Below are 17,757 nucleotides of genomic sequence, written 5' to 3'. Positions count from 1 at the left end.
AGGGCTACGACCGCCTCCGACCGTTCGCCCTGACCCGGAGGTCAGGCCGCACTGGCCCCCGAGGGCGGAACGGTGAGCGCGTAGATCGTGAGCACGCTGAGCCCGATGGTCAGGATGGACCACCAGGGAAAGGCCGCCAGGAACGCCAGGTGCCCCACGGCGGCCAGGATGGCGAGAACGATGCCGGCGGTGCGGGCCCAGGTCTGCCCGGTGGAGATCCCGGCGGCGACGGCGATCTGCACGAAGCCGACGAGGAGCCAGATCCATCCCCAGGTGGTGAAGTTGAAGACCAGGACGTCGGTCTCCCCGACGAGGTAGTAGTCGTCATCGAAGATGCCGACCAGGCCGTTGATGGCGTTGAACAGCCCCGTGACGCCGATGATGACGGCGGCGAAGGTCAGCCATCCCGAAGTGGTGGGACGGCGGGTGCGGGTGCTCGGTGTTGTGGTCATGGATGCCTCCGTCGCGGAGCGTTCCCCACCCCTCTCCGGACCACCCGCCGCGAGGCCCAAGTTCCGGTCATTTTCGCCCCATACGCCGTGAGCAGGCCGATCACCCAGGTCCCGAGGGCGCCCAGCGCGAAGATCAGCACGACGGCGAGCAGCCCCATGGTGGAGGTCACCGTCCAGAAGAGCAGGGTGGCCGCCGCGACGCCGGCCGCCCTGAGCGCGAGTAACACCCTTCCGCCCCCCATCGTCGGAAGAGTCCGACCGGTGACCGATACCCCCGACGGCCTGCCCTGACGCCCGCTCGACGATCTGTTATCGTTGGCGCTACCAACGTTGGACACACCAACAAAAGGAGCGGAAGATGACACGGGACCGGTATGCGGAGTTCGCCGATCGGGCCGAGATCGCGGACCTGGTGACCCGGCTGGGGCACCTGTTGGACGAGCGGCGGTACGCGGACATCCGGACGGTCTACACGGCGGACGTGGCGGTGCGGACCCCACGGGTGCGGGCCGACGACATCGAGACGGCGCTCGACTTCCTCCGCGCGAACGACACGGGGGCCGAGCAGACGCAGCACGTGAACACGGACGTCCTGGTCGACCTGGACGGAGATCGGGCCGACGTCACGGTGAACGCGTTCGTGCACTTCTTCGAGCCCGGCAAGGAGCCGCACCGCACCTCGGGGCTGCGCAACGTCTTCTCGGCCGTGCGCACCGAGGCGGGCTGGCGCTTCTCCCGGGCGGAGATGAGCCTCATGTGGCAGCGCGCCGCCTGATGACGAGACCCCCGCATGGCCCCATTGGAGGTCATGCGGGGAGCGTCGTCCCTACCGACTCGACTTGGTGACCCCGGGCAGCTCGCCCCGGTGGGCCATCTCACGGAAGCGGATCCGGGAGAGGCCGAAGGCGCGCAGGTGGCCGCGCGGGCGGCCGTCGATCGAGTCCCGGTTGCGGACCCGGGTGGCGCTCGCGTCGCGGGGCTGACGCCGGAGCTCGCGCAGCGCGGCGGCGCGGATCTCCTCGTCCGTGTGCGGGCTGCGCAGGAGCCGCTTCAGCTCGGCGCGCCGGGCCGCGTACCGGTCCACGGTGACCTTACGGCGCTCGTTGGCGGCGATCTTGCTCTTCTTGGCCATCAGATCCGTTCTCCTCGGGCCCTGATGCGGGCCACGGCCGCCTCGACGCCGATCCTGTCGACGGTCTTGATCGCTCGGGCCGACAGCCGCAGCCGCACGTACCGGCCCTCGCCGGGCACCCAGTAGCGCTTGGACTGGATGTTGGGGTCGAAGCGGCGGGACGTCCGCCGGTGCGAGTGCGACACCTTCTTCCCGAAGGACGGACTCGCACCGGTCAACTGGCAGCGCGCCGACATCAGTCGTTCCCGTAGCGGCGCTTGAAGCGCTCGACGCGTCCGGCGGTGTCGAGCGTCCGCATGCGGCCCGTGTAGAAGGGGTGGCTCGCCGAGGAGACGTCCACGTCGACCACCGGGTAGACGTGGCCGTCCTCCCACTGGACCGTCCGCTCACTGGTGACGGTCGACCGCGTCAGGAAGGCGTACCCGGCGCTCTGGTCGCGGAAGACGACGGGTCGGTACTCGGGGTGGATTCCCTGCTTCATGGTCAGCGTTCCTCTCGGTAGAGCACGTGCCTGCGGACGACCGGGTCGTACTTGCGCAGCGTGAGCCGGTCGGGGTCGTTCCTGCGGTTCTTGCGGGTCACGTAGGTGTGACCGGTGCCGGCGGTGGAGCGGAGCTTGATCGCCGGCCGGTTGACGGAACGGGCCATCGGTGGCACCTCCTCGGGTGGGTCACGTGGCATGATAACGGTAACCGTTTTCATTTTGTTCCCCGAGGAGGTCCCCATGTCGGTCCCCGTCGTGCTCGTGGGCGGTCTGCACGGCCCCGCCCGCGCCGCCCTCGTCGACCGGCTGCTGCGCGAGTACCCCGGCGCCGTGGCCGTCCATCACGACCTGCGCGGAGTCACCGGCGGCATGGTGATCCGCACCGTGCGGAGCGCCTCGCTGGTCCTGGACCGCGCGGTCGTCCGGCTGGAGCACGGCTGCGTCTCCTGCACCACGCGCGAGGACCTCGTCCCCCAACTGCTCCGCTACGCCGAACGGGCGTCGTTGCTGGTGGCGGAGCTGTGGGACTGCGTGGAGCCGCGCTCGGTCGCCGAGGCGCTGGACGATCCCGCCTGGCGCGACGAACTGCGGCTCACGAGCGTGCTCACCGCGCTGGACCCCGAGCTGACGCCCAGCGACATCTGCCGAGGCGAACGCCTCGCGGACGTCGGGAGGCCGGGCGGCTCCGGGGACGAGCGCTACCTGGCGGAGGTGCTGGCCCGACAGATCGAGTACGCCACCGGGCTGGTGCTGCCCCGCGTCCTGCCCGACCCGATCCCCCCGGCCGACGATGACGACCTGGCGCTGTGCCGGGAGATCCTGGGCCATCTCGCGCCGATGACTCCGGTCACACTGCCGGACGAACCGCTGCCCCCGCTCACCGGCCCGGCGCTGTGCACCCGTGAGCTGGCCGAACGCGTCGACCCCGCCACCGCCCAACTCCCCTGCGAGGCCCGCACCCCGGCGGTGGACACGGTGGTCTGGCACCGGACCCGCCCGCTGCACCCGGGCCGGTTCTTCGACGCCATGGACGAACTCGCCACCGACACGGTGCGCAGCCGGGGCCGGTTCTGGCTGGCCAACCGACCCGACCGGATGCTCGCGTGGGACGCGGTCGCCGGGATCGTCATGGTCGAGGACACCGGCCCCTGGCTGGCCTGCCTACCGGAGGCCGCCTGGGACGCCGAACGGCCGGCGCGCCGGCTGGCGGCGGCCCTCGACTGGTCGCCCGACCACGGCGACCGCGTCCAGCACCTCGTCTTCACCGGACCCGACCTCGACGACACGCGCCTGCACGCGTTGCTCGACTCCTGCCTCCTGCACCCGAACGAGACCGTCGCCGAACCGGACGACCCGTTCGCCGCCTTCCTCGACGTGCGCGAGAGCGCCTGACGACCCGACCCCCGACCTCCAACGGTGGTGTGGCCGCCGTCGACACCGTGCTCGTGGGCGGCCGGGTGGTGAGGCGGAACGGGCGGCTGCCGCACCACGACGTCCGGGCCGTCCTGGAGAGACTCGCAGGAACGGCCCGGCACGTCACCGCCGTGGCGTAGGGCCTAGCCGCGCAGGGCCAAGGGGCGCAGCGGCCCCGATCCGGGACGGGCGCCCGGTCGGGTGCCCGTCGCGCGGGCACCCGCGAACTTGGCGTGCAGGATCATCTCGATCTCCAGGCAGCGGTGCGGGTCCTGCAGGTCGTCCCCGAACAGCTCCTCCAGATGCCGCAGCCGGTAGCGGACCGTCTGCGGGTGGACGTGCAACCGGGCGCTGGCCTCGGTGGCGTTGAAGTTGTGCTCCAACAGGGCCAGCAGGGTCTCGGTCAGCCGTTCGCGCTGTCCCTCCGGCAGGGCCTCCAGCGGGGCCAGCCGGGCCGCGGCGGCGTTGTCGATCAGCCCCTCGGCCCGGAAGATCACCAGCGTGGGCACATGGTCGGCCGCCCGGATCAGGTCCCGGTCGGGGATGATCCCGCGACGGGTCAGCACCAACGCGTCCTGCGCCCACCGCAGCGACTCCAGGGCGCGCGAGGCCGCCACCGTCGGGCCGATGGCGACGACCCAGTCGCGCAGCAGCGGCTCCAGCAGCCGAGTCCGCCCCGGGCCGTCCGGGTCGGGGATCAGCAGCGTCGGCTCGGCCCTGGCCAGGTCCACCAGCAGGCCGCTGGGCAGCAGCAGCGGGGACTTCAACGAGGTGTCCTCGCGCGGATGCACGACCGCGACCGCCACCGTCTTGGGCAACGGCCAGCGGGCCTCCTTGGAGGCCGCCGCGACCGCCTCGGTGTCCGCGTCGGGCTCGGCCAGCAGCAACGACAGCAGCCGGGTCCGGCGACGCTGGAGCGCCTCGGCCGAGCTCTGGGCCACGTTCTCGTATCCGGCGGTGATCGCCGCCGACACCGCGTCCATGTAGGCGAACTGCGCGTCGGCCACCGCGTGCAGCGTCGTCTGATCGAGGTCCAACTCGTCGGCCTTGCCGGTGAGGGCCCGCCACAGGGCCTGCGCCGACCGGCGCAGCACCTGGTGCATCTCGCCCAGCTCCCGGTACTCCTCCACCATCTCCCGCCCGATGCCCAGGTAGAACGGCATCAGCCGCTCCCACCCGCCGCGCGGGTCGTCGATCAGGTCGCAGAAGTGGCGCATCCCGAGGACGATCCGCTCCCGCGCCCTGCTCACCTCTCCGTCGTCGGCGGGGGCCCCACCCGCCGACAGCTCCTGTTGCAGCTCCTCGACCGCGGCCTCGATCTGCGGCCGCAACTGCCTGACCAGCCATCGCGGTATCGCTTGGAAGGGACGCACGTCCAACTGAGGTTGTGTCATCTCACCGGTCCTCCGCTGACCCCGCACTCACCAATGTGAGACGCCGTGTTCTACAGAATGATTGATGTTCGTGATGACCGGTTGTCAGCCATCGCGCAATTTGTTCCGGAGATTGTCGAGATCAGTGCCAAACGGCGGCCCGGATGCGCAGGATCGCTAAAGTTCCCGGAGCCCCCGTAACGGGCGGCCCTCCGCTTGTACGACAACCTGTAACGGTAGGAGGGGATCGCGATCAGTCCGCCGAGGTGTCGAAGACGGCGGGGAGCTTGGCCCCGAACATCATGTCACCCTTGATCTTGATCTTGCCGGTCATGAATCCGGTGGCCCCGCCGAGGGTGCCCGCGCACAGTCGCAGCAGGTCGTACGCCGCCACGGTGAGGGTGACCCGGGCGGCGCCGACGGCCGGCCCGGCGGCCCCCCGGGCGACGCCGTCGGCGATCGTCAGGTGGTAGCTGCGCACGCCGGCCGGGGTCGTGACGTCCCACTGGACGACACCGCTCTCCGCGCCGAGCCGTTCGCCGACGAAGCGGGTGCCCATCAGCGCGAACACCCGGTCCAGCATGACGTCGACCCCGGCACCGGCGAGCAGGTCGTCGATCAGCCCGTCCTCGCCGTCGGCCACCTCCAGCAGTCGCCGCAGCTCGCCCGGTGTGCCGATCCTCTCGGCCACGGCGGCCACGGCGGCCACGGCGGCCAGGTCGGCGGGCTCCATCCGCCGGCCCGGTGCGCGCAGGTCGCTTCCGCCGAGCCGGTCGAGCAGCGCCTGCAGGTCCTCGGCCTCACGCAGGTCGGTCAGGTCCGCCATGGCGTGTCCTCTTCTCTTCGGGTGATCACCTGTCGCGCCTGCGGGGCTCCAGCCCCGGGACGACCGCCCCGGACGGGCGCACGCGCGCGTAGGGATGGGCGGTCTCGGAGAACCCGGCGACGGTGCGCGACGGCAGGTCCAGGAACCCGGCGATGTCCACCTCGACCGCCTCGGCGTACCGGTCCACCACGGCGCGCAGGTGGTAGGCCCGCGCCAGCCGAAGCCGGACCGCCTCCAGGCCGCCGCCCCCGCCGTCCAGGGCACGGTCCACGGCGAGCGCGAGATCGGCGGACACACCGCCGTCCAACAGCGGCGACCCCAGCAGCCGATACTGCTCGGCGACCTCCAGGGCGCACGCCTCTCGCAGCACGGCCATCGCCTCTTCGATGAGCGGCCGGTCCACGTCGGCGTAGTCCTCGTCGTAGCCGTGCTCCCCGGCCAGGAAGGCCACCCAGCGCAGCACCGCGCCCGAGACGACGGTGAGCCGCAGGGCCTCGCCGGGGGTCATCTCCGTGATGGAGAACGGCCCGCCGCGCCTGCGCAGGCGGGCCCAGTGGTCATCGTGGTGCGCCACGAGGTAGGCGCGGCACACGGTGTCGTCCAAGAGGAGCACGTGCTCGGGGTGCGCGAGGTACGCGGTGAGCGCCGGCAGCGGAAGGGCGGCGGGGGTGATCGCCTCGAGATGGTCGAGCGCCTGGTCGGCGGAGTCGTACGTCGCCATGGCCTTCCTCCCCGCCTGGGGGTCGCCGGGGGGAACGGGCGGCACTGGGGCGGGGTGCGACGTCGCGCGGAGCCCGTCGGCCAGCCGGGCCAGCTCCCGGAGCGCCACCACCATCGCGAACCGTCCCATAAATCTGCGGGCCAATACTTTGTGGTCCACAGTGTGCAGGTAGCATCGGGTCTCGTCAAGTGCCCTTCACCAAGGCGAGGCCCTCCCCGGCCCCGGAAGAGACGACCATGGCGACCTACCGCATCGACGATCTGGCCCGCGCGGCCGACACCACCGTCCGCAACGTGCGGGCCTTCCAGGAACGGGGTGTCCTGCCCGCCCCGCAGCGCCACGGCAGGATCGGGCTCTATGACGACTCGCACCTGGCGCGCATCCGCCTGGTGGTCCAGTTGCAGAGCCGCGGCTACACCATCGCGACGATCGCCGAGCTGATCTCGGCCTGGGAGCGCGGCCACAACCTCTCCGAGCTGCTCGGCCTGGAGAAGGTGCTCACCGACCCGTGGTCGGACGAGATCCCCGGCCATCTGACGGTGACCGAGCTGGGCGACATGTTCTTCCCCGACCTGACCCCCGACGAACGGGCCGCGCTGCCGCCCGAGCAGGTCGGCGCGATGCTGAGCCGGGCCGAGGCCCTCGGGTTCATCGAGCCCGCCGGCGACCGCTACAAGGTGCCCAGCCCCCGGCTGCTGCACGTCGGCGCCGAACTCGTCGCGGCGGGGATCCCGCTGGACGCCGTCTTCGACATCGCCGACCAGGTGAGCGACGACTGCGAGACCATCGCCCAGCGGTTCATCCGGCTCACCGTGGACCACACCGACCTGGAGGACTCCACCGGCGACATCGTCCGAGAGCACCTGCCCGAACTGGCCGAGGTCATCGCACGACTCCGCCCGCTGGCGCTGATGACCGCGCAGGCACTGCTGGCCCGCGCGATGCAGGACCAGATCCGGTCACGGTTCAGCGAGCAGGTGGCGAGCATCGCCCGCCACACCGCCGAGCCCACCTAGCACCGAGGCGCCCGGCGGGCCGCCGAACGGACACGCCCCTCAACCCCAAGGGCACCATACGAGGGACCTCGACCCGAGGGGGTCTTGCCCGGTCCTTCAGGTGGGTGCCCCGGAGCGCCAGCGGAGGGGCGCCCACCTGAAGATCTCCAAGACCGGGCGCGGGGGGCGTGGGGGGTCGTCCCCCCACAAAGGGAAGAGTTGCCCGGTCCTTCAGGTGGGTGTCCCGGAGCGCCAGCGGAGGGACGCCCGCATGAAGACCTCCAAGACCGGGCGCGGGGGGCGTGGGGGGTCGCCCCCCACAAGGTCAAGACCCGCCGAAGGTGTCGATGTTCGAGATCTTCCAGCGGCCGCCCTCGTGGACCGCGTCCACGGCCAGCATGGCGCCGTCGTAGGAGGTCTTGCCGTCGGTGGTCCGGGTGTTGCGCTGGTCGGCGAAGACCAGCAGCCGGGCGCGGTCACCCTGCAGCGAGGTGACGGCGCTGTCGGTCACGGTGGTGGTGAGGACGAGCTTCTGCTCGGGGGCCGCCCGGCGGACCTCCGCGAACATCGTCGTGTACTGGGCGACGGCCTTGCCCGTGAGCATGTCCTTGACGGCCCGCTCGGTCTTGGGGATGTCGGCGTAGTTGTAGGAGAACGCCGTGTTCACCACCTCGGTGACCTGGCCCTTGACCTCGCTGGTCCGGGCGTTGTCGGCCAGCGCGGCATTGCGCCCCGCGGGGCTGTCGCTCAGATCCGAGGCCTGCTGGTACGCCCAGAAGCCGAAGCCGCCGAGCACCACCGTGATCGCCCCCAGGGCGACGGGCCGGCCCAGTCGGGCGCCCGCCGCGGAAACGCTCTGCGCCACCATGTGCGTTCCTCTTCTCTCAGGACCCGGAGGAGCCCACGGGGGCCTCCTCGAGGGCGCTGACCTTCCAGCCGGCCGAGGTTCGGGTCAGCTCGGCGACCTGCCGGCGCAGCTTGACGACCGTCTTGCCCTCGCCGTCGATGACGGTGATCTGAATGGCGACGATGACGCGGGCCTTGCCGGCGTGCTCGTCCAGCTCGCTGACCGCGAGCTCCAGGACCTTGGCCTTGCTGACCGTCTTGAGCTCGGTGACCTGCTGCTCGAACTCCGCCCCTCCGCGGACGACGTGGTCGTACTGCGCGCCCGTCGAGGAGTCCCGCCAGACCTTGAGATCCGGGCCGACGGTCCGGTAGTCCAGCGTGTTGAGGTTCACGATCGCCTGCTCGCCGCTCTGCCGGACCTGGTCGCGCAGCTCGGCGAACCGCAGATCCTCGTCATTGGCCCGGTCGTACCAGGACCAGCTCGCGAAGCCCGCCCAGGCGGCGGCCGCGCAGGCGAGCACGAGCGCCACGCCGCGCACCGGGTCGCGAGGACGCTTGGGGCGCGGCTTCTCGAGCGCGGGCGGCTTCCCGCCGCCGGCGCCCTTGACCTCGACCGGCGGGTCCTCGTCCTCGTCCTCGGACTCGTCATCGGACTCGTCCGACGCGCCCACCGCATCGGCCGCGTCCGACACCTCGGCGTCGTCGTCGTCCGACGCGTCGGCCTGCGGCTCGGATCCGGGTTCCGCCTCCGGCTCGTCCGTCTCCTCCTGCTCGCGGGGGAGCCCGGTCTCGTCCGGGGTCTCCTCGTCCACGACCGGGGTCTCGGTCTCCGCCATCGGTGTCACCTCCCTCGGTGGAACGTCAACTGATCTTGAGTTCGGTGATCTTCCACCGGCCGTCCGACAGCCGTGCGGTGATCGTGAGCTGTGCGGCGGCGGCCGTGCCGTTCGGCTGCCCGGCCCGCGTGGACGACTGGTCCACGAAGACCAGCAGTTTCGCGGTGTCCTCGGTCAGACTGCTCACCCCCGCTCGCACCACCCGTGTCGTCTGGGTGAGACGCTGCTGGGGCGCCTGCACGCGGACCTTGGCGATCAGTCGACGGTAGTCCGTCGCGGCCTGGCCCGCCAACGACTCGGCGGCGGCCCGCTCGGCCGGAGCGGTGCCCTCCGGAGTGTAGGTGAAGATCCGCGTCACCGCGTTGCTCACGTCACCGATGACCTTGGTGGTGGCCTCGGTGTCCACCAGCGCCTCATTGTCGGAGGCGGCCGTGCCCCCGTCGTCGGCGACCACCAGCAGGCCGGTCCCGGCCGCCGCCATGGCCGCCGCGAGAACGACGTGGATGGGCCACGTCGCCCGTCGCCGGGCCTGCCGGGCGGCGGAACGGGTCGGCCGGTCGTCGCCGTCGGCCTCTTCGGTGAGGTCGTGATCCTGGTCCTGCGTGGAACTCCGCACGATGCGTTCTCCCCTCCCCCGCCGGATCAGCGCGCGCCGACCGGGATCACGGTGAGCGACTTGATCTTCCAGCCGCCGGATGTGCGGGTCAGCCCCGCCTCGTACCGCTTGCGCTGCACGCTCGCCGCGCCGCGCTCGGGTGTGAGGCTGATCTCCAGGGACGCGATGATCTGGGCGTTGCCGGCCCGCCGATCCAGCGTGGTGACGGCGGCGTCGACCACGGTCGCCGCCGCGCTGGTGCCCTCACCGAGGATCTTCTGCCTGCTGACGGCGGACTCCCGCTTGTACTGGTCGTGCAGCGCGCCGGTGGAGGCGTTCAGCCACCGCCGAAGGCCGTCGTCGACGTTCTTCACGTCCATCGAGTTCAGCGCCGCGACCTGCTCCTTGCCGGTCTTGAGGACCAGGTCGCGGTCCTTGGCCAGGTCCGCCCCCTCGGCGGACCCGGACTGCCAGAACGACCAGGCGGCGAAGCCCAGGAACACCGCCGCCACCACGACCAGGACGGGTCCGACGCGCCTCACCGGACGCCTCCCAGTCCCAGCAGTCCGCCCATGTCCGCCGGGCCGCCCGCCGGCAGGGCGGGCAGGCCCAGCGCGCCGGGCAGCACCGAGGTCGCCGGGTCGGGCAGGCCGACGGATCCGGGACGGGCGTCGTCCGGGACGCCGCCCTTCGGCGCGTTGGCCGCGCCGCGCACGTTCGTCCAGCTCGACGCGGGCATCGTGCACTTGGCGGCCGTGTTCAGCGGCGGCCCCGCACCGGTGTCGAGACCGTTGCGGTAGCGGGTGCTCTCATAGCCCTTGGTGCACGGCATCGGCTGGAAGAACGTCGTCACCATGCCGAAGTTGAGCCGACCGTTCTTGATCATCGACGAACCCGCCGCGACCGCCTGCGGCACCTTCACCAACAGCTCCTCCGTCCCGGCGATCCGGGTGCGGAACAGCTCGGAGGTGGTGAGCAGGTTGGCGACCACGACGCTGAGGTCGGGGTCGAGGTCACGGACCAGGCCCGCGAACTGCTCGGCGGCGCCCGGCGCCACCGAGATCAGCCGGCGGAAGTCGGCGTCGGAGGTGCGGAGCTGCCTGGCCAGCAGTTGGGCGTTGCGGCCGAACGCCTTGAGCGCCTCGGCCTCCTGGTTCTGGGTGCGCATCACGTGCTCGCCGTCCACGATCAGCTCGGTCGTGGGCTTGACGTGCCGGTTGGCCTCGCGGGTGAACGCGCTGCCGCTGTCCAGGAGCACCTGCAGGTTCTGGCTCTGCCCGTTGAACGCCAGCGCCGCCTCGTCCACCACGGTCCGCAGATCGTCCAGCGGGACCGAGGCCGCGAAGTCGTTCATGGCCAGGAGCAGGTCGGTGACCGGGGGCGGGGTCTTGACGGCGGCCCGCGCGACGCGCGAGCCGGACGCCAGGTACGGGCCGCCGGCCCCGGTCGGCCGCAGGTCGATGTACTGCTCACCGACCGCGGAGCGGTTGGCCACCTGCGCCTGGATGTTGGCCGGGATCTTGGGCGCGTTCTTCTTGATGCGCAGCTCGGCCTCGACCCCGGTGGGGGTGAGCTTCATGGGGCCGACCCGGCCCACCGACACGCCGTTGTAGGTGACGTCGGCGTACTGGAGGAGTCCGCCGCCCTGGGTCATCTCGACCTTGACGACGTAGTAGTTCTTGTAGCCGACGTAACGGCCGAGGTCGGCGTACCGGAGCCCGACGTACGACAGCGCCAGGACGCCGATCACCAGGAAGACCAGGACACGCAGTCTCGTCGCGACGGTGAGCATCAGCTCCGCCCTCCCTCGGGGCCGGTGGCGGACGGCAGCGGGAGCGGGAGCGGATCGTCGTCGTGCTGCGGCGTGGGCCGCCCGCCCGAGCCGGAGGAACCCGAGCCCGTGGTCCGCTTGACCGGCGGAATGATGACCGTGTCGTTCGGAGCCGTGATCTTCAGGTAGACGTTGAGGTAGTCGCCCTTGATGGCGGGCAGCACCGCATCGGTGAACGGGTAGGTCAGCGCCACCTGGAGCGCGTTCGGGAGGTCCGCCCCCGCGTCCGCGAGTCGGCGCAGCGTCGGCTCCATCGCCTTGAGATCGGCGATCATGTCGTCGCGGCTCCTGTTGATGGTGTCGACGGCGACACCCGACAGCCGGTCCAGCGACTGGAGCATCCGGACCAGGGCGCCGCGCTGCTCCTCCAGCACCTTCAGACCGGGACCGAGGTCCTCCAGCACGGTGGAGATCTGGGTGCGCTGCGCGGCCAACGTGGCCGACAGCCGGTTCACCCCGTCCAGGGCGGCCGTGATGTTCTTGCGGTTGGCGTCCAGCGACCCGGTCAGCTTGCCGATCTGCTGCAGCATCGACTTGATCTCTGCCTCGTTGCCGTTGAACGCCTTGTTGAGCTCGGTGGTGATGGTCTTCATCTGGTTCAGACCGCCGCCGTTCAACAGCATCGACAGCGCCCCCAGGACCTCTTCCACCTCGGGGTTGCGGTTGGTGCGCTGGGCCGGGATGGTGGCGCCGTCGACCAGCCTGCCGCCGGCCGTCTGCCCCGTCGTGCTCTTCGGCGGCGGGGCCAGCTCGATGTACTTCTCACCCAGCAGGCTGGACTGCCGCAGGTAGGCGTACGAGTCGGCGGGCAGTCGAACGTCCCCGTGGACCAGCACGGTGACGCTGGCCCGCCAGCCGTTCTTCGGCAGGGAGACCCCGGTGACCCGACCGACCGTCACGTCGTTGACCTTCACCGCCGACTGCTGCACCAGGTTCAGCACGTTGGAGAACTGGACGGTGACCTCGTACGGATTGTCTCCGACGTCCGCGCCGCCGGGCAGCGGGAGGTCGTTCACGCTGATCGGCATGAGAGAGCAGCCCGACAGCGCTCCGGCCGCGGCCACGGCGACCAGCGTCGTTCTCAGCGCCCGTTTCATCGGCCACCTCCATTGGTACCGGCGAACGGCAGCGCCGGGAGCTCGTTGAGGTTGCCCCGGCCCATCAGCGATCGGGTCTTCGGGTCGTAGGCGTTCAGGACGTTGCCGGCGCTCAGCGGCAGCACGTCCAGGGCCTCGGCGAGCGAGGCGCGCTGGTCGACCAGCACCTGCGTGATGTTGGCCAGCTTGTCGATGTTCGACCTGATCAGCTCACGGTTGTCGGCGATGAACGCCTTGACCTTGTGCAGCGCCTCGGCCAGCTTGTCCAGCGCCAGGCCGATGTTCTCGCGGTCGTCGGCCAGGAACGTGGCGACGTCGGCGAGCTGCCGCTCGGCGAGCCGGACCTGCGCGTCGTTGTCCCGCAGCATGCCGGTGAACTTCGACAGGTTGTCGATCGTCGAGAACAGGTCCTTCTGGGAGCCGGTCAGCGTCTTGGCCGCCTGGCCCAGCCGCTCGATCGTCAGACCCATCGCCTGGCCGTTGCCGCGCATGTTGTTCGCGGCGACGCGCAGCGCGTTGGACAGCGCGCCGTTCTTGTTCAGCCCGTTCGGGCCGAGGTCCTGCGACATCTTCGTGAGCGCGCCGTAGAGCTGGTCGATCTCGATCGGCACCTGGGTCTGGTTGATCGTCGCGCCGTCGACCAGCCGCGCCCCGCCGCTGTAGGCGGGGGTGAGCTGGATGTACCGGTCGGCCACGACGCTCGGCGCCACGACGAGGGCCCTGGCGTCGGCCGGCAGCTTGACCTTGCGGTCGATCTCCAGCGTGACCTTGACCCGGTTGGGCTGCGGCTCGACCGAGCTGATCGAGCCGACCTTCACGCCCAGGACCCGCACGTCGGAGTCCTCGTAGACGCCGACCGCCTGCTTGAAGTACGCGGTGATCCGGGTGCCGTCCGGTCCGAACAGGACCACGATCGACACCGCCACCAGCGTCACGACCCCGGCCAGGGCGACCACCGCCAGACCGAGCCGCCGCACGTTCGTTCCCATCAGCGACCGCCTCCCTTGGGGGGCATGCAACCCTTCGAGGGGCCCTTGTTGGGAGCCGTGTACTCCTTGGGCACCACGCCGCACAGGTAGCCGTCCATCCAACGGCCGTTGCCGAGCGAGTTGCCGACGAGCCGCTGGTAGGTCCCGGCCATCGACAGCGCCTTGTTGAGGCTGGACCGGTTGCGCTCCAGCAGAGCGGCGACCTTCTCCAGGTCCTTCAGCGCGGGCGCCAGCCGCTCCTCGTTGTCCTTCACCAGCCCGGTGAGCTCCACCGACAGCCGCTGCGTGCCGACCAGCAGGCCGTGGATGGCGTCGCGGCGCTTGCGCAGCTCGGCCAGCAGCAGGTTGCCGTCCTTCAGCAGCGACTCGAACTGCGAGTTCTGTCCGGCGAGGGTGCCCGACAGCTTGTTGGTGCCCGCCAGCAGCCTGGCCAGCTCGTCGTCCCGGTCGGCGATCACCTTGGACAGCGCCGAGACGCCGGTGAGCGCCTGGCGGACGTGCGGCGGCGTGTTGGCGAACGTGGTCGACAGCGTCTGCAGGCTGTTGGCGAGCTGCGTCGAGTCCAGCGCGATGATGGCGCCGCTCAGGTCGTCGAACGCCTTGGTGACGTCGTACGGGGCCATGGTGCGGCTGGCCGGGATCCGCTTGTCGGGATCCTGCGGGCCGCTCCCGATCGGGTCCACCGCCAGGTACTTGTCACCGAGCACCGTCTTGATCGAGATCGCGGCGGTGCTGGCGTTGCCGACCCAGGCGTCCTTCACCCGGAAGCTCACCTTGACCTTGGGGCCGTCCAGCGCCACCCCGGTGATCTTGCCGACCTTGACCCCCGCGACCCGCACCTCGTTGCCGGGACGCAGCCCGGCCGACTCGGTGAAGTCGGCGGTGTACGTGGTGCCGCCACCGATGATCGGGAGGGAGTCGGCTTTGAGCGCCGCCCCGGCCATCAGGTAGAAGCTGAGCAGCCCGATGATGGCGACCGTGATCGGATTCCGGTCGCGGATCGGCTTGAACAGCCGTCGCCTCTTCATCACTTGCACCTCTTGGCCGTGAGCGGGATCCCGGTGGGCTTGGGAAGCTGCGTCTCACCCTCGTACTTCTTGTACGAGACGTCGCCCTCGAGCCTGGCCTCGCACAGGTAGAGGTTCATCCAGGAGCCGTACGATCCGAGACGCCCGATGGCCTCCGTCTTGACGGGCAGCAGCTTGAGGAACTTCTCGACCGTGCCCGAGTGGGCGGCCAGGTTCTTCGACAGGCGACCGATCTGGTCGATGTCCTTCCTGAGCGGCTCGCGACCGACGTTCAGCAGGTCGGCGGTCGTGTTGCTGAGGTCGTCCAGGGCGGTCACCGCGTTGCCGATCGCCTGCCGGTCCGCCGACAGGCCGGACACCAGCCTGCTCATCGTGGTGACCAGGTCGACGACCTGCGCCTGACGGCTGTTGACCGTGTCGAGGAAGATGTTGAGGTTGCCGATGACCTGGTCGATGACCTTGTCCTTGCCCGCCACGGTCGTGGTGAGCGAGCCGATGGTGGCCACCAGGCCGTCGATCGTGGTGCCCTCGCCCTGGAAGACCTGGACGATCGAGGTCGCCAGCTTGTTGACGTCGTTGGGCGACAGCGCCTGCAGCAGCGGCTGGAACCCGTTGAACAGCTCGGTCAGGTCCAGGGCCGGCTGGGTGCGCTCGACCGGGATGGTGGAGCCGGGGCGCAGCACCCCGGTCTGCCCGGTGCCCTGGGCCAGCTCGACGTAGCGCTGACCGACCAGGTTGACGTACTTGATCGTGGCGGTCGCCGAGGCCGGCAGCCTGCGGTCGCGCTCGATCGAGAACTTCACCAGGGCGACCCGCCGGTCGGCGACGCCGACGGAGTCGACCTTGCCGATCTCGACACCGGCGATCCGGACGCTGTCGCCCTTGCGGAGCCCGGACGCGTCGGTGAACCGCGCCCGGTACGACGCCGTGTCGCCGACGTTGGTCTGGGCGATGCTGACCGCGAGGATCATGGTCGCCATCAGCGTTCCCGCCACGAACAGCAGCGACTTGATCAGCGGTCCTGTGGTGGACTGGGCGCTCATCGGAGCGTCACCTCCCTGCCCCGGTAGACCGGGCCGAGCAGCAGGCTGCTCCAGTCGGGCAGCGCCTCCGGCACGTCCTGGAGCTCCGGGGCGAGCAACTCGTTGATGATCCGGTTCTCCTCGGAGGAGTTCGGCAGGCCGAGCCCGCCGCGGCTCACCTTGGGCGCCTCGGTGCCGGTGAACGGCACCGGGTAGCAGTGCGGTCCGCCCTTGGCCTTGTACTTGGGGGTGTCCCTACCGGGGCGGTACTGCCCCCTGGACGGCATCGTGGTCACGTCCACCTGCAGCCCGGGGGTCTTCGTTCCCTTGCCGAGCACCCGGTCCATCCTGGGGATGAAGTCGTTCAGCATCCGCAGCGTGCAGGGCAGCTCCGGCGAGTACTGCGCCACCTTCTCCAGCGTGTTACGGCTGGAGGCGGAGAGCCGGATGATGTTGCTGGAGTTCTCCCGCAGGAAGTCGTCCAGGTCCTGCGACGCCGCGGTCACCGACGAGTACACCGCGCTGAGGTTCGCCCGCTGGTCGACCAGCGTCCGGCTCGTGTACGTGGCGTCGTGCAGCGCCTGGATCACCTCGGGCAGCGCCTCGTTGTACTCCTGGGTCAACTGCACCAGCTCGTTGATCCCCCGGTTGAGCGCGGGGAGGTGCGGGTTGACCTTCTTGAGGTAGGCGTCCAGTTCGACCATCGTCTGGCCGAGCTGGGTGCCGCGTCCCTCCAGCGCCTTGGCCACCGCGCCCAGGGTGAGCGACAGCTTCTGCGGCTGCACCGCGGTGAGCAGCGGCATCAGGTTGTCGAGGACCTGCTGCAGCTCGATGGAGTTCGAGCTGCGGTCCTGCCCGATGACGCTCCCCCCCGACAGTCGCCGCGTCTCGGGCTGCGCCGGCGGGATCAGCGCCACGTACCGCTGCCCGAACAGGGTGGTCGGCAACATCTGCGCGGTCACGTTGGCCGGCACCAGATGCAGCAGGTCGGGGTTCATCGCCAGCTTGAGCGTCGCGCCCGAACCGTCGGCCTTGATCTCCCGGACCTCGCCGATCGGGACGCCGCGCATCTTCACGTCGGCGAACCGGTGCAGCGAGTTGCCCGTCTTGGCGGTGTGCAGCGTCACCCAGGTGACCTTCACGAACCGCTTGTCGTACACCGCGACCGAGAGCGCCACCAGCAGCACGGGGATCAGCATGAACGCCGCGCCCGCGAACCGCCGCTTGACGACCTCGTTCGCTCCGCTTCGTCTTCTCGTACCGGTCATCCCGCCACCTTCACCGTCGTCGTGGTGCCCCACAGCGCCAGGCTCAAGAAGAAGTCGGTGATGCCGATCACCAGGATCGACGTACGGACGGCCTTGCCGACCGCGTATCCCACACCGGCCGGGCCGCCGGTCGCCCGGAACCCGTAGTAGCAGTGCGAGAGGATCACCAACACGCTGAAGATGAACACCTTGAGGAAGGACAACAACACGTCCACCGGTGACAGGAACAACCCGAAGTAGTGGTCATAGGTGCCTCCGGACTGCCCGTTGAAGAACACCGTCACCGCCCGTGCCGAGATGTACGAGGCGACCAGGCCGATCGCGTACAACGGCATGATCGCCACGACCCCGGCCACGATCCGGGTCGTGACCAGGTAGGGCAGGCTCGGGATGCCCATGACCTCCAGGGCGTCGATCTCCTCGCTGATCCGCATCGCGCCGAGCTGGGCGGTGAAGCCCGCGCCCACGGTGGCGCTCAACGCCAACCCGGAGACCAGGGGCGCGATCTCCCGGGTGTTGGCGTACGCGGAGGCGAAGCCGGTGAACGCCGCCGAACCGATCTGTTGCAGGGCCGAGTAGCCCTGCATGCCGACCACCACACCGGTGGCCAGCGTCATCGCGATCATCACGCCGAGCGTGCCGCCGACGACCGCCAGTCCGCCGCGTCCGAACGCGATGTCGGACAGCAGCCGCTGCACCTCCTTGAGGTACCGCCGGATCGTCCGCGGCGTCCAGAGCAGCGCCTTCGTGTAGAACATCATCTGGTCGCCGGGCTGATCCAAGAAGCCCAGCATGCGACCCGGACGGGACAGCACCCGCCGGCCCGGAACGTTCACCCGCACCATCGCG

The 17,757-nt window shown here is 70.4% G+C and carries 24 protein-coding genes; 4 read left to right on the top strand and 20 right to left on the bottom strand.

Annotated features, from left to right (window positions below; all coding sequences use genetic code 11):
* Positions 1-41 precede the first annotated feature (41 nt).
* Together DFJ69_RS16180 and DFJ69_RS16175 are read right to left on the bottom strand one after the other, a co-directional pair.
* Positions 42-452, bottom strand: coding sequence for a DUF7144 family membrane protein (locus DFJ69_RS16180; RefSeq protein WP_116023307.1), 411 nt, complete (start codon positions 450-452; stop codon positions 42-44).
* Complete coding sequence (locus DFJ69_RS16175) at positions 449-679, bottom strand: hypothetical protein (RefSeq protein ID WP_116023305.1); 231 nt, start codon at positions 677-679, stop codon at positions 449-451. The genes DFJ69_RS16180 and DFJ69_RS16175 overlap by 4 nt, the downstream gene beginning before the upstream one ends.
* Before the next feature lie 131 nt (positions 680-810).
* Between DFJ69_RS16175 and DFJ69_RS16170 the strand changes: the two genes are divergently transcribed.
* Entirely contained in the window at positions 811-1,227 is a 417-nt protein-coding gene (locus DFJ69_RS16170; RefSeq protein WP_116023303.1) for a nuclear transport factor 2 family protein, read from the top strand.
* Positions 1,228-1,278: 51 nt separating this feature from the next.
* On the opposite strand, the gene rpsN is transcribed toward DFJ69_RS16170, so the two are convergent.
* From rpsN to rpmG, 4 genes are read right to left on the bottom strand one after another with little or no spacing between them, the layout of a single operon-like run.
* Positions 1,279-1,584: a 30S ribosomal protein S14 gene (gene rpsN / locus DFJ69_RS16165; protein ID WP_116023301.1), complete on the bottom strand. Its 306-nt coding sequence runs from the start codon at positions 1,582-1,584 to the stop codon at positions 1,279-1,281.
* Positions 1,584-1,820, bottom strand: coding sequence for a 50S ribosomal protein L28 (rpmB, locus tag DFJ69_RS16160; protein ID WP_116023299.1), 237 nt, complete (start codon positions 1,818-1,820; stop codon positions 1,584-1,586). Before rpmB ends, rpsN begins: the two co-directional genes overlap by 1 nt.
* Positions 1,820-2,065: a type B 50S ribosomal protein L31 gene (locus DFJ69_RS16155; RefSeq protein ID WP_116023297.1), complete on the bottom strand. Its 246-nt coding sequence runs from the start codon at positions 2,063-2,065 to the stop codon at positions 1,820-1,822. Before DFJ69_RS16155 ends, rpmB begins: the two co-directional genes overlap by 1 nt.
* 2 nt (positions 2,066-2,067) lie before the next feature.
* Positions 2,068-2,232, bottom strand: coding sequence for a 50S ribosomal protein L33 (gene rpmG, locus DFJ69_RS16150; RefSeq protein ID WP_116023295.1), 165 nt, complete (start codon positions 2,230-2,232; stop codon positions 2,068-2,070).
* A 76-nt stretch (positions 2,233-2,308) separates the two neighbouring features.
* Here rpmG and DFJ69_RS16145 point away from each other — a divergent pair, with 76 nt between their 5' ends.
* On the top strand, positions 2,309-3,460 hold the full coding sequence (locus tag DFJ69_RS16145) for a CobW family GTP-binding protein (protein ID WP_116023293.1): 1,152 nt from the start codon (positions 2,309-2,311) through the stop codon (positions 3,458-3,460).
* A gap of 29 nt (positions 3,461-3,489) precedes the next feature.
* Positions 3,490-3,621 carry a hypothetical protein gene (locus DFJ69_RS36175; protein ID WP_281275857.1) on the top strand — a complete coding sequence of 44 codons (132 nt, stop codon included), beginning with the start codon at positions 3,490-3,492 and terminating at the stop codon, positions 3,619-3,621.
* Between the two features lie 3 nt (positions 3,622-3,624).
* Here the strand turns inward: DFJ69_RS36175 and DFJ69_RS16140 are convergent, their stop codons facing one another.
* The 3 genes from DFJ69_RS16140 to DFJ69_RS16130 all read right to left on the bottom strand — a co-directional run bounded on the left by DFJ69_RS16140 (position 3,625) and on the right by DFJ69_RS16130 (position 6,530).
* A complete protein-coding gene (locus DFJ69_RS16140) occupies positions 3,625-4,875 on the bottom strand; it encodes a helix-turn-helix domain-containing protein (RefSeq protein WP_116023291.1) in 1,251 nt (416 codons plus the stop codon).
* A 232-nt stretch (positions 4,876-5,107) separates the two neighbouring features.
* On the bottom strand, positions 5,108-5,680 hold the full coding sequence (locus DFJ69_RS16135; protein WP_245974414.1) for an SCP2 sterol-binding domain-containing protein: 573 nt from the start codon (positions 5,678-5,680) through the stop codon (positions 5,108-5,110).
* Positions 5,681-5,705: 25 nt separating this feature from the next.
* Complete coding sequence (locus tag DFJ69_RS16130; protein WP_116023290.1) at positions 5,706-6,530, bottom strand: hypothetical protein; 825 nt, start codon at positions 6,528-6,530, stop codon at positions 5,706-5,708.
* 107 nt (positions 6,531-6,637) lie between these two features.
* On the opposite strand from DFJ69_RS16130, the gene DFJ69_RS16125 reads away from it, so the two are divergent.
* A complete protein-coding gene (locus tag DFJ69_RS16125) occupies positions 6,638-7,417 on the top strand; it encodes a MerR family transcriptional regulator (RefSeq protein ID WP_116023289.1) in 780 nt (259 codons plus the stop codon).
* A 304-nt stretch (positions 7,418-7,721) separates the two neighbouring features.
* Here DFJ69_RS16125 and DFJ69_RS16120 read toward each other — a convergent pair whose 3' ends face one another.
* Genes DFJ69_RS16120 through DFJ69_RS16075 form a run of 11 tightly spaced genes read right to left on the bottom strand, consistent with a single transcriptional unit; the run spans position 7,722 to position 17,753 of the window.
* Positions 7,722-8,264: a hypothetical protein gene (locus DFJ69_RS16120; protein ID WP_211328634.1), complete on the bottom strand. Its 543-nt coding sequence runs from the start codon at positions 8,262-8,264 to the stop codon at positions 7,722-7,724.
* A 16-nt stretch (positions 8,265-8,280) separates the two neighbouring features.
* Complete coding sequence (locus DFJ69_RS34340) at positions 8,281-9,078, bottom strand: hypothetical protein (protein ID WP_170177479.1); 798 nt, start codon at positions 9,076-9,078, stop codon at positions 8,281-8,283.
* A gap of 25 nt (positions 9,079-9,103) precedes the next feature.
* A complete protein-coding gene (locus DFJ69_RS16115) occupies positions 9,104-9,694 on the bottom strand; it encodes a hypothetical protein (protein WP_245974413.1) in 591 nt (196 codons plus the stop codon).
* A gap of 26 nt (positions 9,695-9,720) precedes the next feature.
* Entirely contained in the window at positions 9,721-10,215 is a 495-nt protein-coding gene (locus tag DFJ69_RS16110; RefSeq protein WP_116023288.1) for a hypothetical protein, read from the bottom strand.
* Complete coding sequence (locus DFJ69_RS16105; RefSeq protein ID WP_116023287.1) at positions 10,212-11,465, bottom strand: MCE family protein; 1,254 nt, start codon at positions 11,463-11,465, stop codon at positions 10,212-10,214. The genes DFJ69_RS16110 and DFJ69_RS16105 overlap by 4 nt, the downstream gene beginning before the upstream one ends.
* Positions 11,465-12,601 (bottom strand): MCE family protein, encoded by a 1,137-nt coding sequence (locus tag DFJ69_RS16100; protein WP_116023285.1) that lies wholly within the window; start codon positions 12,599-12,601, stop codon positions 11,465-11,467. Before DFJ69_RS16100 ends, DFJ69_RS16105 begins: the two co-directional genes overlap by 1 nt.
* Positions 12,598-13,590, bottom strand: a complete 993-nt coding sequence (locus DFJ69_RS16095) for an MCE family protein (protein WP_116023283.1) — start codon at positions 13,588-13,590, stop codon at positions 12,598-12,600. The genes DFJ69_RS16100 and DFJ69_RS16095 overlap by 4 nt, the downstream gene beginning before the upstream one ends.
* A complete protein-coding gene (locus DFJ69_RS16090) occupies positions 13,590-14,618 on the bottom strand; it encodes an MCE family protein (RefSeq protein WP_116023281.1) in 1,029 nt (342 codons plus the stop codon). Before DFJ69_RS16090 ends, DFJ69_RS16095 begins: the two co-directional genes overlap by 1 nt.
* Complete coding sequence (locus DFJ69_RS16085; RefSeq protein ID WP_116023279.1) at positions 14,618-15,661, bottom strand: MCE family protein; 1,044 nt, start codon at positions 15,659-15,661, stop codon at positions 14,618-14,620. The genes DFJ69_RS16090 and DFJ69_RS16085 overlap by 1 nt, the downstream gene beginning before the upstream one ends.
* Positions 15,658-16,908, bottom strand: a complete 1,251-nt coding sequence (locus tag DFJ69_RS16080) for an MCE family protein (protein ID WP_116023277.1) — start codon at positions 16,906-16,908, stop codon at positions 15,658-15,660. The genes DFJ69_RS16085 and DFJ69_RS16080 overlap by 4 nt, the downstream gene beginning before the upstream one ends.
* The gene (locus DFJ69_RS16075) at positions 16,905-17,753 is read right to left on the bottom strand and encodes an MlaE family ABC transporter permease (protein WP_245974412.1); all 849 of its coding nucleotides are present in this window, start codon (positions 17,751-17,753) and stop codon (positions 16,905-16,907) included. The genes DFJ69_RS16080 and DFJ69_RS16075 overlap by 4 nt, the downstream gene beginning before the upstream one ends.
* Between the last annotated feature and the right edge of the window lie 4 nt (positions 17,754-17,757).

Source organism: Thermomonospora umbrina, from assembly GCF_003386555.1.
GTDB classification, from domain to species: domain Bacteria; phylum Actinomycetota; class Actinomycetes; order Streptosporangiales; family Streptosporangiaceae; genus Thermomonospora; species Thermomonospora umbrina.
This window is presented reverse-complemented; position numbering and strand designations above follow the sequence as displayed.

What these genes read in the sequence shown, in the direction of transcription:
- DFJ69_RS16180 (WP_116023307.1), bottom strand. Translation starts at nt 452, where the DNA reads ATGACCACAACACCGAGCACCCGCACCCGCCGTCCCACCACTTCGGGA.
- DFJ69_RS16170 (WP_116023303.1), top strand. Translation starts at nt 811, where the DNA reads ATGACACGGGACCGGTATGCGGAGTTCGCCGATCGGGCCGAGATCGCG.
- rpsN (WP_116023301.1), bottom strand. Translation starts at nt 1,584, where the DNA reads ATGGCCAAGAAGAGCAAGATCGCCGCCAACGAGCGCCGTAAGGTCACC.
- rpmB (WP_116023299.1), bottom strand. Translation starts at nt 1,820, where the DNA reads ATGTCGGCGCGCTGCCAGTTGACCGGTGCGAGTCCGTCCTTCGGGAAG.
- DFJ69_RS16155 (WP_116023297.1), bottom strand. Translation starts at nt 2,065, where the DNA reads ATGAAGCAGGGAATCCACCCCGAGTACCGACCCGTCGTCTTCCGCGAC.
- rpmG (WP_116023295.1), bottom strand. Translation starts at nt 2,232, where the DNA reads ATGGCCCGTTCCGTCAACCGGCCGGCGATCAAGCTCCGCTCCACCGCC.
- DFJ69_RS16145 (WP_116023293.1), top strand. Translation starts at nt 2,309, where the DNA reads ATGTCGGTCCCCGTCGTGCTCGTGGGCGGTCTGCACGGCCCCGCCCGC.
- DFJ69_RS16140 (WP_116023291.1), bottom strand. Translation starts at nt 4,875, where the DNA reads ATGACACAACCTCAGTTGGACGTGCGTCCCTTCCAAGCGATACCGCGA.
- DFJ69_RS16135 (WP_245974414.1), bottom strand. Translation starts at nt 5,680, where the DNA reads ATGGCGGACCTGACCGACCTGCGTGAGGCCGAGGACCTGCAGGCGCTG.
- DFJ69_RS16130 (WP_116023290.1), bottom strand. Translation starts at nt 6,530, where the DNA reads ATGGGACGGTTCGCGATGGTGGTGGCGCTCCGGGAGCTGGCCCGGCTG.
- DFJ69_RS16125 (WP_116023289.1), top strand. Translation starts at nt 6,638, where the DNA reads ATGGCGACCTACCGCATCGACGATCTGGCCCGCGCGGCCGACACCACC.
- DFJ69_RS16120 (WP_211328634.1), bottom strand. Translation starts at nt 8,264, where the DNA reads ATGGTGGCGCAGAGCGTTTCCGCGGCGGGCGCCCGACTGGGCCGGCCC.
- DFJ69_RS34340 (WP_170177479.1), bottom strand. Translation starts at nt 9,078, where the DNA reads ATGGCGGAGACCGAGACCCCGGTCGTGGACGAGGAGACCCCGGACGAG.
- DFJ69_RS16105 (WP_116023287.1), bottom strand. Translation starts at nt 11,465, where the DNA reads ATGCTCACCGTCGCGACGAGACTGCGTGTCCTGGTCTTCCTGGTGATC.
- DFJ69_RS16100 (WP_116023285.1), bottom strand. Translation starts at nt 12,601, where the DNA reads ATGAAACGGGCGCTGAGAACGACGCTGGTCGCCGTGGCCGCGGCCGGA.
- DFJ69_RS16095 (WP_116023283.1), bottom strand. Translation starts at nt 13,590, where the DNA reads ATGGGAACGAACGTGCGGCGGCTCGGTCTGGCGGTGGTCGCCCTGGCC.
- DFJ69_RS16090 (WP_116023281.1), bottom strand. Translation starts at nt 14,618, where the DNA reads ATGAAGAGGCGACGGCTGTTCAAGCCGATCCGCGACCGGAATCCGATC.
- DFJ69_RS16085 (WP_116023279.1), bottom strand. Translation starts at nt 15,661, where the DNA reads ATGAGCGCCCAGTCCACCACAGGACCGCTGATCAAGTCGCTGCTGTTC.
- DFJ69_RS16080 (WP_116023277.1), bottom strand. Translation starts at nt 16,908, where the DNA reads ATGACCGGTACGAGAAGACGAAGCGGAGCGAACGAGGTCGTCAAGCGG.
- DFJ69_RS16075 (WP_245974412.1), bottom strand. Translation starts at nt 17,753, where the DNA reads ATGGTGCGGGTGAACGTTCCGGGCCGGCGGGTGCTGTCCCGTCCGGGT.